Annotated in this window: 18 protein-coding genes; 10 read left to right on the top strand and 8 right to left on the bottom strand. The window is 63.3% G+C overall.

The window, feature by feature from the left end:
• Positions 1-57 precede the first annotated feature (57 nt).
• From ACOSV0_RS30905 to arcD, 8 genes are all read right to left on the bottom strand, one after another.
• On the bottom strand, positions 58-705 hold the full coding sequence (locus tag ACOSV0_RS30905) for a response regulator (protein ID WP_434111077.1): 648 nt from the start codon (positions 703-705) through the stop codon (positions 58-60).
• Positions 702-2,846 carry a sensor histidine kinase gene (locus ACOSV0_RS30900; RefSeq protein WP_434111075.1) on the bottom strand — a complete coding sequence of 715 codons (2,145 nt, stop codon included), beginning with the start codon at positions 2,844-2,846 and terminating at the stop codon, positions 702-704. Before ACOSV0_RS30900 ends, ACOSV0_RS30905 begins: the two co-directional genes overlap by 4 nt.
• A gap of 301 nt (positions 2,847-3,147) precedes the next feature.
• Positions 3,148-3,984, bottom strand: coding sequence for a universal stress protein (locus ACOSV0_RS30895; RefSeq protein WP_434111074.1), 837 nt, complete (start codon positions 3,982-3,984; stop codon positions 3,148-3,150).
• Positions 3,985-4,067: 83 nt separating this feature from the next.
• Complete coding sequence (locus ACOSV0_RS30890; RefSeq protein ID WP_434111072.1) at positions 4,068-4,214, bottom strand: hypothetical protein; 147 nt, start codon at positions 4,212-4,214, stop codon at positions 4,068-4,070.
• 28 nt (positions 4,215-4,242) lie between these two features.
• Positions 4,243-5,154: a carbamate kinase gene (gene arcC, locus ACOSV0_RS30885; RefSeq protein ID WP_434111070.1), complete on the bottom strand. Its 912-nt coding sequence runs from the start codon at positions 5,152-5,154 to the stop codon at positions 4,243-4,245.
• 9 nt (positions 5,155-5,163) lie between these two features.
• A complete protein-coding gene (argF, locus tag ACOSV0_RS30880; RefSeq protein ID WP_434111068.1) occupies positions 5,164-6,162 on the bottom strand; it encodes an ornithine carbamoyltransferase in 999 nt (332 codons plus the stop codon).
• A 36-nt stretch (positions 6,163-6,198) separates the two neighbouring features.
• Positions 6,199-7,416 carry an arginine deiminase gene (locus ACOSV0_RS30875; RefSeq protein ID WP_434111067.1) on the bottom strand — a complete coding sequence of 406 codons (1,218 nt, stop codon included), beginning with the start codon at positions 7,414-7,416 and terminating at the stop codon, positions 6,199-6,201.
• 25 nt (positions 7,417-7,441) lie between these two features.
• Entirely contained in the window at positions 7,442-8,923 is a 1,482-nt protein-coding gene (gene arcD / locus ACOSV0_RS30870; RefSeq protein ID WP_434111066.1) for an arginine-ornithine antiporter, read from the bottom strand.
• 161 nt (positions 8,924-9,084) lie between these two features.
• Here arcD and ACOSV0_RS30865 point away from each other — a divergent pair, with 161 nt between their 5' ends.
• The 10 genes from ACOSV0_RS30865 to ACOSV0_RS30820 all read left to right on the top strand — a co-directional run bounded on the left by ACOSV0_RS30865 (position 9,085) and on the right by ACOSV0_RS30820 (position 16,055).
• Positions 9,085-9,330: a hypothetical protein gene (locus ACOSV0_RS30865; protein ID WP_434111064.1), complete on the top strand. Its 246-nt coding sequence runs from the start codon at positions 9,085-9,087 to the stop codon at positions 9,328-9,330.
• Between the two features lie 110 nt (positions 9,331-9,440).
• On the top strand, positions 9,441-10,916 hold the full coding sequence (gene atpD, locus ACOSV0_RS30860; RefSeq protein WP_434111062.1) for a F0F1 ATP synthase subunit beta: 1,476 nt from the start codon (positions 9,441-9,443) through the stop codon (positions 10,914-10,916).
• Positions 10,913-11,371 carry a F0F1 ATP synthase subunit epsilon gene (locus tag ACOSV0_RS30855; RefSeq protein ID WP_434111060.1) on the top strand — a complete coding sequence of 153 codons (459 nt, stop codon included), beginning with the start codon at positions 10,913-10,915 and terminating at the stop codon, positions 11,369-11,371. Before atpD ends, ACOSV0_RS30855 begins: the two co-directional genes overlap by 4 nt.
• Positions 11,368-11,685: an AtpZ/AtpI family protein gene (locus tag ACOSV0_RS30850; RefSeq protein ID WP_434111058.1), complete on the top strand. Its 318-nt coding sequence runs from the start codon at positions 11,368-11,370 to the stop codon at positions 11,683-11,685. Before ACOSV0_RS30855 ends, ACOSV0_RS30850 begins: the two co-directional genes overlap by 4 nt.
• Entirely contained in the window at positions 11,678-11,959 is a 282-nt protein-coding gene (locus ACOSV0_RS30845; RefSeq protein ID WP_434111056.1) for an ATP synthase subunit I, read from the top strand. The genes ACOSV0_RS30850 and ACOSV0_RS30845 overlap by 8 nt, the downstream gene beginning before the upstream one ends.
• Positions 11,956-12,654: a F0F1 ATP synthase subunit A gene (locus ACOSV0_RS30840; RefSeq protein ID WP_434111054.1), complete on the top strand. Its 699-nt coding sequence runs from the start codon at positions 11,956-11,958 to the stop codon at positions 12,652-12,654. The genes ACOSV0_RS30845 and ACOSV0_RS30840 overlap by 4 nt, the downstream gene beginning before the upstream one ends.
• On the top strand, positions 12,651-12,899 hold the full coding sequence (locus tag ACOSV0_RS30835) for a F0F1 ATP synthase subunit C (RefSeq protein ID WP_054037454.1): 249 nt from the start codon (positions 12,651-12,653) through the stop codon (positions 12,897-12,899). The genes ACOSV0_RS30840 and ACOSV0_RS30835 overlap by 4 nt, the downstream gene beginning before the upstream one ends.
• Before the next feature lie 9 nt (positions 12,900-12,908).
• Entirely contained in the window at positions 12,909-13,658 is a 750-nt protein-coding gene (locus ACOSV0_RS30830) for a F0F1 ATP synthase subunit delta (RefSeq protein ID WP_434111051.1), read from the top strand.
• 1 nt (position 13,659) lies between these two features.
• Positions 13,660-15,213, top strand: a complete 1,554-nt coding sequence (locus tag ACOSV0_RS30825) for a F0F1 ATP synthase subunit alpha (protein WP_434111049.1) — start codon at positions 13,660-13,662, stop codon at positions 15,211-15,213.
• On the top strand, positions 15,210-16,055 hold the full coding sequence (locus tag ACOSV0_RS30820) for a F0F1 ATP synthase subunit gamma (protein WP_434111048.1): 846 nt from the start codon (positions 15,210-15,212) through the stop codon (positions 16,053-16,055). The genes ACOSV0_RS30825 and ACOSV0_RS30820 overlap by 4 nt, the downstream gene beginning before the upstream one ends.
• The last annotated feature ends 24 nt before the right edge of the window (positions 16,056-16,079 follow it).

The raw sequence follows: 16,079 nt of genomic DNA, 5'->3' as shown, positions 1-16,079 counted from the left end.
CCGGCGAATTGATGTGACGACTGGATTAAACCTGGTGGCCTGTGCGCCGCCCCGGATCTAGATTTCGTCGTCTTCCCCAAGCAGCTTGTGGCGCAGCGCGTAACGCACCAGCGCGGCTTCGTGCGGCATCTGCATTTTTTCGAGGATGCGCGTTTTATAGGTACTCACCGTCTTGCTGCTGACACACAACTCCGTGGCGATTTCGGTGAGGGTCTGCCCTGCGGCGATGCGGCGGAACACATCGAACTCCCGATCGGACAGGCGTTGATGAGGCAACGTGTCGGCAGGCTCGTTCAGGCTCTGCGCAAAACGCTCGGCCATCGCGAGGCTCACATAGACGCCCCCGGATGCGACTTTGGTAACCGCGGCGACCAGTTCTGCGCTGGCGCTTTCCTTGGTTAGATAGCCGGATGCGCCCGCTTTGAAAGCGCGTACGGCGTATTGCTGCTCAGCATGCATGGTGAGCACGAGGATTCGCAGTGCCGGCTTTTCGTCCTTGATCTGCTTGACCAGTTCGACGCCGTTTCGGCCGGGCATCGACAGATCGAGCACAAGCACGTCGGCGGCGTTGGAGCGCGCCAGTGCAATCGTGCTGACGCCGTCATTGGCCTCGCCGACCACCTCGAAACCGCTTGCGCCTCGCAGAATATGCCGCAGGCCATCGCGCACCAACGTGTGATCGTCTGCGATCAGCACTCGAATCATGTTTGCATCTCCTGCTGTTGCACCGCCAGTATCGGAAACGTAACGGTCAGTACAAAGCCCTTGCCATCGGACGTGTGGATTTCGACTGTGCCGCCCAGCATATGTGCACGCTCGCGGATACCGAGCAGGCCAAACGATTTCTCGCCGGGGGTGGGCGAGCGGTTCGCGCCATGGCCGTTGTCCGCGATCTGCAACACGCAAACGTCTCCTTCGACGCGCACCGTCAGCGTGACAAGCGTCGCTTCCGCATGGCGGGCGACATTGGTCAGTGCTTCCTGCACGATACGAAATAGCGTCGTCGCGCCCGTTGGCGTGAAGCCGGTATCGCCGACTTCGATCCGGCGCTCCACATCGATGCCGTAGCGGTTTGTAAAATCATTGGCGAGCCATTCGATCGCCGGAATCAGACCGAGATCGTCGAGCATGACCGGGCGCAGATCGGCGGCGATCCGGCGCACCGATGCGACGGTTGCGTCTATTAGCCGGCGCATCCCACGCAGTTGCTGCAGCAGGTGCGGTTCAGCAGTGGTTTCAAGTTCCTGTTCGACCGACGAAATGTCCATCTTGAGGGCGGTCAGTTGTTGCCCAAGGTCGTCGTGCAGTTCGCGTGCGATGCGGGTTTTTTCTTCTTCGCGAACATTCTGCAGGTTCGCCGAGAGTTCGCGCAGCTCTTCGCGGGACTGCCGCTGCGCATTTTCCGCCTTTACCCGTTCTGTGATGTCGCGCAGCATGACCGTGTACAGCTTGCCCTCGCCGTCGCGGATCTGTGAGATCGACGCTTCAATAGGAAATTCTTCACCGTTGCTCCGCAAGCCGAACAGCACACGCTGCTTGCCCATCTTCCGGTCAGAAACGCCGGTTACACCAAACTGTTCGACATGTCGCTCGTGTCCCGCACGAAAGCGCTCGGGAATGAAGCGCGAGAGCGAGGCGCCGACCGCTTCCATTGCGGTGCATCCAAAAACCTGTTCGGCCATTGGATTGAAGATGACAATGTTCTGCCGTTCGTCGACGGTAATGATGGCTTCCATCGACGAACGGATGATTCCCATCATGCGTGCCTCGTTCAGGTTCAGCTGGCTGCGCGCCTCGCTCGTCGCGGCAGATCCGGCACCGCGCCCGCTGACGATCAGAAAGGCCATGGCACTGAACAGGCACGCTGCCGCAATGCCGGCGATCAGTACCGTGGTTTCTGCAAATTCGTCCTCGGCTCGCCGATAGCGGCCGTTCGCCGTGTAGGACAAGGTGATAGGTACACCGCCGATACGCAAGGTGTCAGTTTTGCGGATGACTGGCGCGGTTTCCACCAGGTCGTCGTCTGCCACGGCGGACGAATAGAGCAGTGTGGCAGGGGTTCCGCCGAATACCTGCAGATCGATGTGCCGTTGCCGGGCGAGGGCGTTGTCGAAGATACGGCCAGTGTCCAGCGCCGCGACCAGCAACCGCTTGATACCCGCGCGGCGCGCCTGGAGAGTCGACGGCAATTCGCCGTTCGAATACACCGGAAAATAGACGTAAAGGCGAGGGTGAGGGTTCGAGCCGGCGTCGCCGAACGGCGCTGCGTCCGCGTCGAGCGCGCTTGCCCCTGTATCGATGGCGCGCAGCAATGCCGTCCGGCTTGCGGGAGCGCTCGCCAGATCGTAGCCGACCGGCATCGCATCGACGGCGGCCGGCGCCATCTGGGTCACCGGCGCGACCGGTTGCGCCGCGGCAGCTTGCCCGGCCACGTTACCGGTGCCGCCAGTCAGGCGGGCGACACCGGCGGCGTCAACATCGGCATAGCCAAGCGCGCGTACCGCAGACGACGTTTCGTCCAGATCGAGTTGCGCGACATATCGGCGCCAGGCGTCGGCATCGGGCGCCGGCGCGACGGAGAGCAAGCCGCGCGCGCTGCGCAGCAGCGATTCGCCGGACGCGAACTCACCCTGCAGATCGGCGGTAATATGCGCAGTATTCTGATCAAGACGGCTGCTGGCGGGGCGCGCTGACTGCTCGCCGACCCAGCGCCACGCACCAAGCGCTGCCACCAGAACGATAGCGAACGTGAGCGCCGCGGCAAGGACGGGACGCTGCTCAGGCGGGACAACCCGCGTGGACGAAAGCGGCTGCTTGGCGAACGGCGTCTCACCGCGAAAGGGCATGTGCGCCTCATTGGATGTGGGCGATCCGCGGCGCTGGCCGATGGCGTATGCGCGAATCGGGAAAAGTCGCGAGGAGTTTCTCTAATTGCGACCAATCGGTATAGCCTGTGCGCTAGCTATTGTGCGCGATCCGCACGGATCGTGCCAGTATCGGAGAAGCGCTGAAAATCGCCCTTGCCGCGCAGGCAATGATGGTGCGGTGGTGCACCCAGGGAAGCGAGGCTCAAAAAAAAGCGCCCTGAAAGCCGGACGCTGAAAATTGCGCGAGGGGCCTTTTTCGCGTATTTGCTGGATTGTCGGATCAGTGCGACATCAGCACCGGCACGGTCATCGATTTGAGGATCGTGCGGGTCGCTCCGCCCATCACCAGTTCCTGCCAGCGAGCGTGCCCGTAAGCGCCCATCACGAGCAGATCCGCGCCGAGCGTGGATGCTTGCGACAACAGCGCGTCGCCGATCGATTCATCGCTCCCGACCTCAATATCTTTGATCTCGACGTTGACGCCATGCCGCGCGATGAGCGTCGCGATATTCGAGCCCGGAATGCGCGAGCGCTGCTGGCCATGCTCGCCGTTGACGGTGACGACCGTGGTGAGTTTCGCCGCGCGCATGAACGGCAGCGCATCGTGAACCGCGCGAGTGGCTTCGCGGCTACCGTCCCAGCCGACCATCACGTGCGCGCCGGGCGACGTGACGCTGCTGGCATACGGCACCAGCAACACCGGCCGGCCTGCGGACATGATCAGGTTTTCAGGAAAAAAATCGCCTACATACGATTCCGGATCATTCGGGTCGTCCTGACTGGCGATGATCAGATCGGCGCACCGGCCGTGATGCGGCACGGCGAGGTTGGCTGGAGCGTCTGTGGCGATCCATTCGCCGCTGACGCTCGCACGGCTCAGTTCCGCGTGAAAGAGCCGTTCGAGCGCGCCGCGGCGTTCCGCGCGCAGCTGTTCGTGCGTACGATAGTATTCGGCGGTTCCGGCCATGACGTAGAGTGGGCGCGGATCGGGCGTGAACACGGCAAACACGCCGGTCAGATGGGCGTCGAACTGCCTCGCGAGCTGCAGAGCGAGTTCGAGCCGGGGATGTGCGCGCTGGCTCGTATCCAGATGAACGACGATGGTCTTGTAGGTCATTGCAACGCTCCAGAAGTGAAGTGGGTGAGTGGCGCATGAACGTGCGATCTGAGTCTAGGAGCCGGGTGGACGCCGGCGTTGATTCAGATCAACGGCGCGGTAGTGGGCGGGACGCCGTCTGGATTCACCGCCCCTGTGGAGATCGCCCGGACGTGAATGCGGCGCCCGGCCAGATCGGCGGCGAGCTCGCAGACGTTCAGCACGAGCGCCACCTTCGCCGGTCCCATCACGGGCTACCCGATCGCTGCCGATCACTATTCACACACGCGTGACGCGCGTGCCTGCCGTACCGCTTGCCATATCTCCGATGCGGTCGAGCGAGCCGATCACCGCCGGTCGGCCGGTGCGCGAGACAAACTCGCACGCAGCTTCCACTTTCGGTCCCATCGAGCCTGGCGGGAAGGACATTGACCGAAGTCCCGTCACCGACACTTCACCCAGCACGCGTTCGCACGGCGTATGCCAGTCGGCGTAAACCGCATCGACATCTGTCGCGATCAACAGCAGGTCGGCGCCCACGTCCGAGGCAAGCAGCGCACTGCATAGGTCCTTGTCGATCACCGCCTCCACGCCGGAGCGAGTCTCTCCGTCGGGTGCGGCCGTGACCGGAATTCCCCCGCCGCCGGCAGCGATGACGACTACGTCGCGCTCGAGCAGCCATTCGATGGGCTTAAGGGCCATGACGCGTTGCGGTTTCGGCGACGCAACGACGCGCCGGAAGCCGTTCCCGTCCTGTCCAAAGACCCAGCCGTTGCGGATCGTCAGACGTTCCGCTTCCGCTTCCGTATAAACCGGGCCAATTGGTTTGGTGGGATGCTGGAAGGCAGGATCCCGGGCGTCGACTTCGACGCGTGTAAGCAGCGTCGCGACCTGCTTCCGGGCGGGCAGGGCATTGGCCAGTTCCTGCTCGAGCAGATAGCCGATCATGCCTTCCGACTCGGCGTCGAGCACATCCAGTGGCGCCGCGCCAGCCGGACCCGCGGCGGCGGCCTGCAATGCCAGCAGGCCGACCTGAGGACCGTTGCCATGCGCGATGACCAGCTGGTTGCCGTCGGCTAGCTGCGCGATCTGCTGTGCGGCGCGGCGGATATTGGCGATCTGGTGCGACATTGTCATCGGCTCGCCACGCCGAAGCAGCGCGTTACCGCCCAGTGCGATCAGAATGCGCATGATGGTTCCTCAAGCGAGCGTTGCCACGAGTACCGCCTTGATCGTATGCATGCGGTTTTCAGCCTGTGAAAATACAATCGACGCATTCGATTCGAAGACTTCATCGCTGACTTCAAGCTCGGTCAGACCGAAATGCTCGTGAATCTGCCGGCCGGTTTCGGTCTCCAGATTGTGATACGCGGGCAGGCAATGCATGAAGCGGGTGCGTTGCTTGCCGGTTGCTTTCATCAAGGCGGCGTTGACCTGGTATGGTCGCAACAGCTCGATGCGTGTCCCCCAGGCCTCCACCGACTCGCCCATCGAAACCCATACATCGGTATAGACGAAGTCGGCGCCGCTCACGGCCTCAAAGGGATCCTCGACGATCGTCACGCGAGCGCCAGTCCGTTCCGCAAGGCGCCGCATCTGCCCCACGAGTTCGTCGTCGGGCCACAGTTCTCGCGGCGCGGCAATACGTACGTCCATACCCATCTGCACGCCGCCGATCAGCAACGAATTTCCCATGTTGAAGCGGGCGTCGCCGAGGTAGCAGAATGACAGTTCGTGCAGTGGTTTTTCACCGAATTCCTGCATCGTCAGCAAGTCCGCGAGCACCTGGGTCGGATGGAATTCGTCGGTCAGACCGTTCCATACGGGAACGTGCGAATACAGCGCAAGGTCCTCCACCGCGCTCTGGTGAAAGCCGCGATATTCGATTCCGTCGTAGAGTCGCCCGAGCACGCGCGCGGTGTCTTTGAGCGACTCCTTGCGGCCAAGCTGTGAGCTTGCCGAGTCGATATAGGTGACATGGCCGCCCTGGTCGTGCACCGCGACCTCGAATGCGCAGCGCGTGCGGGTCGAAGTCTTTTCGAAAATCAGCGCAATGTTCTTGCCGTTGAGCCGCGCGACTTCATTGCCTGCATACTTCGCACGCTTCAGTTCGGCGGCGAGGTCGAGGAGAAAACGGATGTCGCGCGGGGCGAAGTCCTGCATGTTCAGCAGACTGCGGTTGCGCAGGTTGAATGCCATGGCGTTGTGTCCTGAAGTAGAGGAGGGATGGTGGTGTCAGACGGGATCGCGTTCGATCGGACAGGTCATGCAATGTCCGCCGCCGCGCCCGCGCCCGAGTTCCCCGCTCGGGATCGTGATGACCTCGACGCCGGCCTTACGCAGCAGCGTGTTCGTGTAGATGTTGCGGTTGTAGGCGACCACGACGCCGGGTGAAAGCGCGATCACGTTGTTGCCGTCGTCCCACTGTTCGCGTTCGGCCTCCCAGGTATCGCCGCCGGTGGCGACGACGCGGAGCGTTTTAATACCGAGCGCCTGGGCAACGACTTCGAGAAACGGTGCGGTTTCGGGCCGGACATCGAGCTTGCCCGGCTCGTGCGATGGCCGCAAACTGGTGCAGCGGATATCGTCGACGACATCGGGAAAAATCGTGACCAGATCGCGATCGCAGAAGGTGAATACCGTGTCGAGATGCATGGCGCCGCGCGAACGCGGCAACTGGGCGGCAATCACATGTTTCACCGATTCATGTGCGAAGAGGGACCGCGCGAGTTGTGCGACGCCCTGCGGCGAAGTGCGCTCACCCATGCCGATCAGTACGACGTCGCGTGATAAAGGCATGACGTCGCCGCCTTCCAGCGTGGCGCCGCCGTGATCGACTTCCGGGCCGCCCCACCAGATGCGCGTGCCGCCGCTGAAAAGCGGATGAAAGCGGTAGATTGCCGCGCTCAGCAGCGTCTCCTGGCGGCGCGCCGGCCAGTACATCGAGCCGAGTACCGCGCCGTCGTTGATCCAGCAGCTGTTGTCGCGAGTGAAGAGCGTATTGGGCAACGGCGGAAGGAGAAAACCGGAAGACTCCGTACATTGCGACAGCAGGCCTGCGGGATCGAACGGCAACTCGGCCCGCACGATGCCGCCGATCAGCCGCGTGGCGAGCTGGTCGGCTTTCATCTCGTCGAGCCAGGGCCGCAATTGCGCGGATAGTTCTGTGTCGACGGTGCCCGGCGTCAGCTTGCGTTCGAGCACCCAGTCACGTGCTTCCTGGCCTTGCAGAATGTCCGCGAGCAGATCATGCATCTCGAGCACTTCAATGCCGTGCTCCTGCATCGCGCTGACGAACGCGTAGTGGTCGGTCTTGGCTTGGGAGACCCACAATACATCGTCGAACAGCAGTTCGCGGCAATTGCCCGGTGTCAGGCGGGCCTGGGCGAGCCCAGGCCGGCAAACCATGACCTTGCGCAAGGTGCCGACTTCGGAATAGACGCCTGGTGCCATAGCGGTTCTCCTTATGATTGGCCGCTCACAGGCCTAGCGCGCCGCTCGAAAGCAGCCAGGCGGCGATGGCGGCGAGCACGACCAGCGCGGTCAGGATGACGGCTTCGAAGGGCTTGAAAAGACGTGCGCCGCGTTCGCGTTTCGCCCAGCCATACAGCAGGACGCCGGGCGCGTAGAGCAGGGCGGAAAGCAGCAGATACTTCGGGCCGGCTGCATACAGCAGCCAGCAGCAATAGACGCTCGCGGCCGCGCCGATCAGCATGTCGCGGCTGCGGACGGTGTCGGTCACCGCGTAGCCTTCGCCGCGCATGGCAATGCGGGTGGCGTACACCGCCGAGAAGAGATAAGGGACCAGGATCATCGAGGTCGCGAGCGAAATCAGCGCCTGATAGGTTGCGTTCGAGACCAGCGTGACGATCAGGAATAGCTGCACGAGTCCATTCGTCACCCACAGCGCGTTGGCGGGTACGCCGTGGCTGTTCTCGCGCGCGAGGAAGGCCGGCATCACGCCGCCGCTTGCCGGTGTGAAGAGCGTTTCCGCGGCCAGCAAGGTCCATGCGAGCAGTGCGCCACCGACCGACACCAGCAGTCCGATGCTGATCAGGACCGCGCCCCACGTGCCGACGGCTTTGTCGAGTACGCCTGCCATCGACGGGTTCTTCATCGCGGCAAGATCGGCCTGCGGCACGATGCCGAGCGACAGCAGCGATACCGCCATCAGCAACAACAGCACCACGGCGAAGCCGAGCATCGTCGCGCGTCCGATATCCTCGCGGTGTTGCGCGCGAGCCGAAAACACATTGGCGCCCTCGATGCCGATGAACACCCAGACGGTGATCAGCATCGTGCTTTTGACCTGCGTGAACACGCTGCCGAGTTTCGGACTGCCCCAGAAGTCCTGCGTGAAGATGTGGTTTCTGAATGCCGCGAGCGCGAGCAGGATGAACAGCACCAGTGGAACGACCTTGGCCACGGTGGTGATCGCATTGAGAATGGCCGCGCTGCGCACGCCCCGCAGAATCACCGCATGCATGATCCACAGCACGATCGACGCGCCCAGGATCGCGGCGCGTGTGTTGCCATCGCCGAACACCGGGAAGAAATAGCCGAGTGTGCCGAACACGATGACGAGATAGCCGACATTGCCGATCCACGCGCTGACCCAGTAGCCCCACGCCGAATTGAAGCCGACGAACTCGCCGGCGCTTGCGCGCGCATAAGCGTAGATACCGTTGTCGAGATCGGGTTTTCGCGTCGTCAGGGTCTGATAGACGAAAGCGAGCATCAACATGCCCGCACCGGTAATCAACCAGCCAATCAGCACCGCGGCGGCGCCGGCGCCCGAAGCCATGTTCTGCGGCAGCGAGAACACGCCGCTGCCGATCATCGACCCGATCACAAGCGCCGTCAGCAGACCGAGCCGCAAGGGCTTCGCCGCTGAGGCCTTTGTCTGGGTAGCCGCGCCGGATACCGACGGCCCCGGCAATGAATCCGTCAGATTCTTCATGACACGCCCTCGTCAGTTTTCAAGATAAGTTGATTAGGTCACTTCGGGATGGCTGGCCGATTGATCTGGATCATAAGAACCCACTCATGCACACCTATGCTCTCGGCATGCACCGCGAATCCCGCATGTGAACGCGGGATAGTGGATAGAGAGAGGCTGAAATGTCCGAAGCGAAAGTTCTTGTCGTCTATGACTCACGCACAGGTATCACCCGGCTGCTCGCTCTGGCGATCGCGAAAAATCAGGCCATGAGGGCAATGCGCGAGCGTGTGGGCCGGCCGGCAATTGCCGAATGCAAGGTCATAGCCGCTGAAGCGCGGAAAGATACAAACGGTACATTGGCCGTCTTTGCCCACGTGCTCGAAGGACACATCGCCAGATTCAAAGCGCTTGCATGGATGTGCTGATTCGTTGGGAGATTGAGCGCGGCATCTCTCACAGGTTTGATGGAAATCAGTTGATCGAGTGGCCGCAGCGGTATCTTGCGACTGTTCGAAACCGGCCGCATGGAGGCCCAATGTCGACTCATCTGGCAACCTCGTCCTCGCTAACCCCGTCGGCCGCAAGCGACGGGTATGTGGTCGCCGTACGTGGCGCCGTCGTCGACGTGAAGTTTGCCGATGTCATGCTGCCGCCAGTGAGCGACGCACTCATCATCCTTTCGGACGAACTCGCACCGGTGCTTGCCGAGGTGCAAGCCCACTTGAACGAAACAACGGTGCGGGCGCTGGCGTTGCAATCCACCGCGGGAATGCGGCGCGGCGCCCGCGTAAGCGTCTGTGGCGGGCCCATCCAGGCGCCTGTCGGCGAGGCCGTGCTAGGCAGGCTGCTCGATGTGACCGGCGCGGCGCGCGACGACGGTGCGGCGTTGTCCGAGCGAATCGAACGCCGCCCGATACACCGCGTCGCGCCACCGCTCGCTTCGCAGAAAGGCACCACCAGGCTGTTCGCAACGGGCATCAAGGTGATCGATCTGCTTGCGCCGCTCGCCCAGGGCGGCAAGGCTGCGATGTTCGGCGGAGCGGGAGTCGGCAAGACAGTGCTGGTCATGGAACTCATCCATGCAATGGTGGAGCGCTATCAAGGAATCTCCGTATTCGCGGGTGTTGGCGAACGCTCACGCGAAGGGCACGAAATGCTGCTCGACATGCGCACGTCCGGTGTGCTGGCGCGCACCGTGCTGGTCTACGGACAGATGAACGAGCCGCCTGGCGCGCGCTGGCGCGTACCCTTTACGGCGCTGACAATCGCCGAGTATTTCCGCGACGAACGCCATCAGAACGTTCTTCTGCTCATGGATAACGTCTTCCGCTTTGTGCAGGCGGGTGCCGAGGTGTCGGGCCTGCTGGGGCGCATGCCGTCGAGAGTCGGCTACCAGCCCACGCTCGCGAGCGAAGTCGCAAGCCTGCAGGAGCGCATTGTGTCGGTAGGCGACGTGTCGGTCACCGCAATCGAAGCGGTGTACGTGCCGGCTGACGATTTCACCGACCCCGCGGTGACCGCGATCGCCACGCACATCGACAGCATGGTTGTGTTGTCGCGCGCGATGGCGGCCGAAGGCATGTATCCCGCGATCGATCCGATCGCGTCGTCGTCGATCCTGCTCGATCCGCTCGTGGTCGGCGAGGAGCACGCGAACGTCGCCACTGAGGTGCGCAGGATCATCGAACACTACCGCGAGCTGCAGGACGTCATCTCATTGCTCGGTATCGAGGAACTGGGTGCCGAGGATCGCGCCCTCGTCGGGCGTGCCCGGCGCCTGCAGCGCTTTCTGACCCAGCCGTTCGCCGTCACCGAAGCCTTTACGGGTGAAGCGGGCCGTTCGGTGGCGCTCGCCGATACGATCGCCGGCTGCAAGGCGATCCTGGCGGGTGCGTGTGATACGTGGCAGGAAAGCTCGCTTTATATGATCGGCACCCTCGACGAAGGCCGCCTCAAAGAGCAGGCCGTCGCGCAAGACGGTGCGGCTCGGGCCACGGAGAACGCGAAATGAGCGCCGCTCACCTGACGCTGACGTTGGCCACGCCGTCGCGTGTGTGGTTCGACGCAGTCGAGATCGTGTCTCTTCGCGCGGAGGACGAAAGCGGCTCGTTCGGTATCCGGACCGGCCATGCCGACTTCGTGACGCTGCTGGTGCCCTCAGTGGTCCGCTGGACGTGTGCGGACGGCTCGCTCCGCTTTTGCGCGATAGATAGCGGGGTGCTGCTGGTCTCGCACGGAACCGAGGTGTCCATTGCATGCAGGGAAGCGATTCCGGGCGACTCTCTGGAAGGTCTTGAGGCCGGCGTTCGCCGCCACCACGCCAGCGAGGCCGATGCGGCGCGGCGTGCCCGGGTCGAGCAGTTGCAGCTGCATGCTCGCGCCGTGCGTCAGATGCTGCGTTATCTGCGACCGCGTGCAGGCGCCGACGGCGCGGCCGCAGATAGCGTTGGAGGAATTCTTCCATGAGCGGTCGCCATACGGACGGGCGCAAGCAGCGGAAAGAGCAGATCGCCGGCGCCGCCCGGCAGGCCGCCGAGCGCGATTTGCGCGGTCGCGAGGAACCGGAGCCCTCGCTCGGCAGCCGGCTCGGCCAGATCGGTATCCTCGGTTGGGCGATCGTGTTGCCCACACTGATGGGTCTGGCACTCGGCCATTGGCTGGACCGGACATTCGGCACCGGCGTGTTTTTCTCGGCGCCGCTGCTGATGATCGGCGCGGCAGCCGGCTTCTGGTCCGCATGGAAGTGGATGCATCGTCAGCAACGGAACCATCATGAATAGTCCATTGCCGTCGATTGCGGCACAACTTGCGACAGGACTCGCGGTCGGAATCCTGGCCGGCGCCTGGCACTTCCTTTCGCTGCGCTGGAACTGGCCGTTGTTCGCATCGGGCAAAGCGATGCCTGCACTGGCCTTGCAACTCGCCAGGTTCGCGCTCACCGGCGCGTTATTTCTGATGCTCGCGCGTGTCGGCGCTCCGGGGCTGCTCGCGGGCATGACGGGGTTTCTGCTTGCGCGTGCAGTGGCGGTACGGCGCTATGGAGGCGGCCGATGACCACTTCACCGCTAGCGACGGCGCCGCTGTGGCATATCGGCCCGCTATCCATTACTGCGCCGGTACTCGTGACGTGGGCGATCATGATTCTGATCACGGTAGGCTCAGTCCTGCTGAGCCGAAAGTTGTCGCTCGCGCCGACCAGACTGCAAACCGCGCTTGAACTGCTGGTCGTCACGATCGATCAGCAGATTCGCGACACCATGCAAACCGAGCCCGCCACATACCGCGCGCTGATCGGCACGCTCTTCATTTTCGTGCTGATCGCCAACTGGTCGGCGCTTGTACCCGGGGTGAGCCCGCCGACCGCGCACCTCGAGACCGATGCCGCGCTTGCGCTGATCGTGCTGGCCGCCACGGTCTTCTACGGCATTCGCACGCGAGGCACGGCCGCCTACTTTGCGGCATTCGCCGAGCCGAACTGGGTCATGATCCCGCTGAATGTTGTCGAGCAGATCACCCGGACGTTTTCACTCGTCGTGCGCCTGTTCGGCAATGTGATGAGCGGCGTGTTTGTGATCGGCATCATCCTGTCGCTCGCAGGGTTGCTTGTACCTATTCCGCTGATGGCGTTGGACCTGCTCACCGGCGCGGTGCAAGCCTACATTTTTTCCGTGCTGGCGATGGTTTTCATCGGCGCGGCGATCAGCGATACCCATAACCCGGTCAGTATAAAAAAAGGCGAAGTCTCATGAATAATCTCATCGAAGTTGTCAGCATTGCCGCCGCCGCGCTTGCCGTGTCGTTCGGCGCGATCGGGCCGGCGCTTGCAGAAGGCCGCGCGGTCGCCGCCGCAATGGACGCGATCGCGAGGCAGCCGGACTCGGCTGGAACCGTGTCGCGTACGCTCTTTGTCGGGCTTGCAATGATCGAGACGATGGCGATCTATTGCCTCGTGATCGCATTGTTGCTGCTCTTCGCCAACCCGTTCGTCAAATAGGCGGCGGCCATGCGAATCGATTGGTCCACACTCGTGCTGCAAACGGTCAATGCGCTTGTGCTCATAGGGTTGCTGGCGCGCTTCCTGTTCCGTCCGGTCGCGGGCATCATCGCCGAGCGTCAGAAAGTGGCGCAAGCGTTGATCGCGGACGCTGACGCGGCCAGGCAAGCAGCGACGCTCGAGCGCGATGCAGCGGTTCGCGAGACGCAGCAGCTTGTCGCCGCTCGCACCGACGCCATGAAAACGATCGCTGCGCAAGCCGAGAGCGAGAAGGCCGCGCTGCTGGATGCGGCGCGCGCCGACTCGGACAGGCTGCGCGCGGCCGCTGCCGCGGAAACCGAGGCGGCGCGCCTGGAACAGGGGAAACTTGTTGCAGCCCGGGCGACACAACTCGCCGTCGATATCGCGACAAAGCTGCTTGACCGGTTGCCTGAAAGTGCGCGGGTGAGCGGTTTTGTCGAAGGTCTCGTTGACGGGATCATGCAACTGCCGGCAGAGGCTCGCTCGGAACTCGGCGCGAACGACGTTGCGCTCTCGCTCGCCGCACCGCGTTCTCTTGGTGAGCAGGAGCAGGAAAGCTGCCGCGCGGTGCTGGCAGCCTGTCTGAACCGGCCGATATCCCTTCAGTTTGAGGTCGACCCTTCGCTGATCGCCGGCTTGGAACTGACGGCTGCGCACGCGGTGGTGCGCAACAGTTTCAAGGCGGATCTCGCGCAGATCAGCGCGGCGTTGCTGAGTGGCGACAATGCGCCCCGCTGACATGACCGACGATCCATGGCTCGCGGACCAGCGCAAAACACTCGCTCGAACGGTTGTGAAGCCGCACGCGCAGACGCTCGGCCGCGTTGAACGTTTTGGCGACGGCATCGCATTTGTCTCCGGACTGCCGGATGCGGCCCTCAACGAACTACTCCGTTTCGAGAGTGGCGCGACCGGCTTCGCGCATACGCTGGATGCGGACGTCATTAGTGTCGTGCTGCTGGACGACGGCGCCGTCGTTGAAGCGGGCGATTGCGTGACCTGCACCGGCACCGTGCTGCAGGTGCCGGTTGGAGAGGGGTTGTTGGGGCGGGTGATCGATCCGCTCGGGCGGCCGCTCGACCGCGACGATCCCATCATTGCCGAGATGCGCATGCCGGTCGAACGGCCGGCGCCGGCGATTATCGAGCGCGATCTGGTCAGTGAGCCGGTCGAAACGGGTGTACTTCTCGTTGATGCGCTGTTCGCGATCGGCCGCGGGCAGCGCGAGCTCATCATCGGCGACCGTGTCACGGGCAAGACCGCTTTGGCCGTCGACACGATCGTCAACCAGAAGCATTCGGACATGATCTGCGTCTATGTCGCGATTGGTCAGCGCACAACCGCCGTGCAGCGGGTCATCGAATCGGTGCGTCAGTACGGTGCGCCCGAACGCTGCATCTTCGTTGTCGCCGCCGCGGCGTCAGCGCCGGGGTTGCAATGGATCGCGCCGTTCGCCGGCTTCACGATCGCCGAGTATTTTCGCGATCGGGGACAGCACGCGCTGGTTGTGGTCGACGACTTGACGAGACATGCCGCGACGCATCGGGAACTGGCGTTGCTGACGCGCGAGCCGCCGGGGCGCGAGGCCTATCCGGGCGACATCTTCTATGTCCACGCCCGTCTGCTGGAACGCGCCGCGAAGCTGTCGGCCGGACTGGGCGGCGGTTCGCTGACCGCGCTGCCGATCGCGGAAACCGACATGGGCAATCTGTCCGCATATATCCCGACCAATCTCATCTCGATCACGGATGGCCAGATCGTGCTCGACGCAGCGCTGTTCGCGGCGAACCAGCGTCCGGCCGTCGATGTGGGCTTGAGCGTCAGCCGTGTCGGCGGCAAGGCCCAGCATCCGGTTTTGCGAGGCGTGTCGGGACGACTGCGCCTCGATTACGCGCAGTTCCTGGAGCTGGAGATGTTTAGCCGGTTCGGAGGGCTGACGGACGCGCATGTCGCCGGCAAGATAGCCCGCGGGGAACGGATCCGCGCATTGATCGCGCAACCGCGCTTCAGCGCGTTAAGCACGCTCGAAGAGATCGCGCTGCTGTCAGCACTGGCGGACGGCGTGTTCGATTCGGTGCCGAGCGGGATTGTCGCGCAGGTGCGAACGCAACTGGCAGGGCATCTGGAAACCCAGCGCCTGCAAATGCGATTTGCAGGAGGAGTCTCGCTGTCCTCGGCCGCGCCGTCGAGCGTCGACGTTCAAGCGGTGCTCGTCGACGCGGTTCGCGAACTGGTGCAGCAATTCACGCCCACCGTCGCTAGCGGCAAAGCAGGCAGCGAGAACCCGGCATGAGCGGCAAACTCACCGAAATCGAAATGCGCAGCGCGACCGCCCGGCAACTGGACGCCGTCATCGGGGCGATGCGCGGCATTGCGGCCGCACGTTCGCGCGAAGCGCAACGGCGGCTGCCGGGCATCCGTTCGTCAGCTTCGACCGTCGGCGCCGCGATCGGCGCCGTGCTGGCCCATGCTTCGGGCGAATCTGCGCGCATGCCGGAGCACGGCGCGCGGATCGTCATTGTGCTGTGCGCGGAACAAGGTTTTGTCGGCTCGTTCAACGAGCAGATCATCGACCACGCGTTGTCCCGTCTGGCGTCGGCGCAGTGCGAGTTGCTGCTCGTCGGCACGCGCGGCGAAATTGTGGCAGATGAACGCCGGCTGGCGTTCGCGTGGAGTTCTCCCGCGGCCTTCCATGCCGACGACGTACCGTCGCTCGCAAGCCGGATCACTGACGCGCTCTATACGCGTCTCGGCAATCGAGGCGTGACCCATGTCTCGGTCATTCACGCGGTACCGGGTAATGCCGCGCACTGCGAGATCGTCGAACACAGCCTGATTCCGTTCGATTTCTCGCGATTTTCTGTTGAGCGGCGCACCGAGCCGCCGCTGCTTACCTTGCCCGCTGACCGTCTGCTTGCGGGACTGGTCGAAGCCTACGTATATGTCGAGTTGTGCGAGGCATTGATGCTATCGTTCGCTGCCGAAAACGAGGCACGCGTGCGCGCGATGCTGGCCGCGCGCACCAATGTGAAGGAGACGCTCGCCGAACTCACGCAAAGCTATCGGCAGGTTCGTCAGGATGAGATCACGGCCGATATCGTGGAACTTGCAGCGGGTGGCGGGGCAAGTGTCTGATCAGGTTCGGAATCAGTCGCGACC

The sequence above is a fragment of the Paraburkholderia caffeinilytica genome (genome assembly GCF_051027425.1).
Lineage (GTDB): Bacteria > Pseudomonadota > Gammaproteobacteria > Burkholderiales > Burkholderiaceae > Paraburkholderia > Paraburkholderia caffeinilytica_A.
This window is presented reverse-complemented; position numbering and strand designations above follow the sequence as displayed.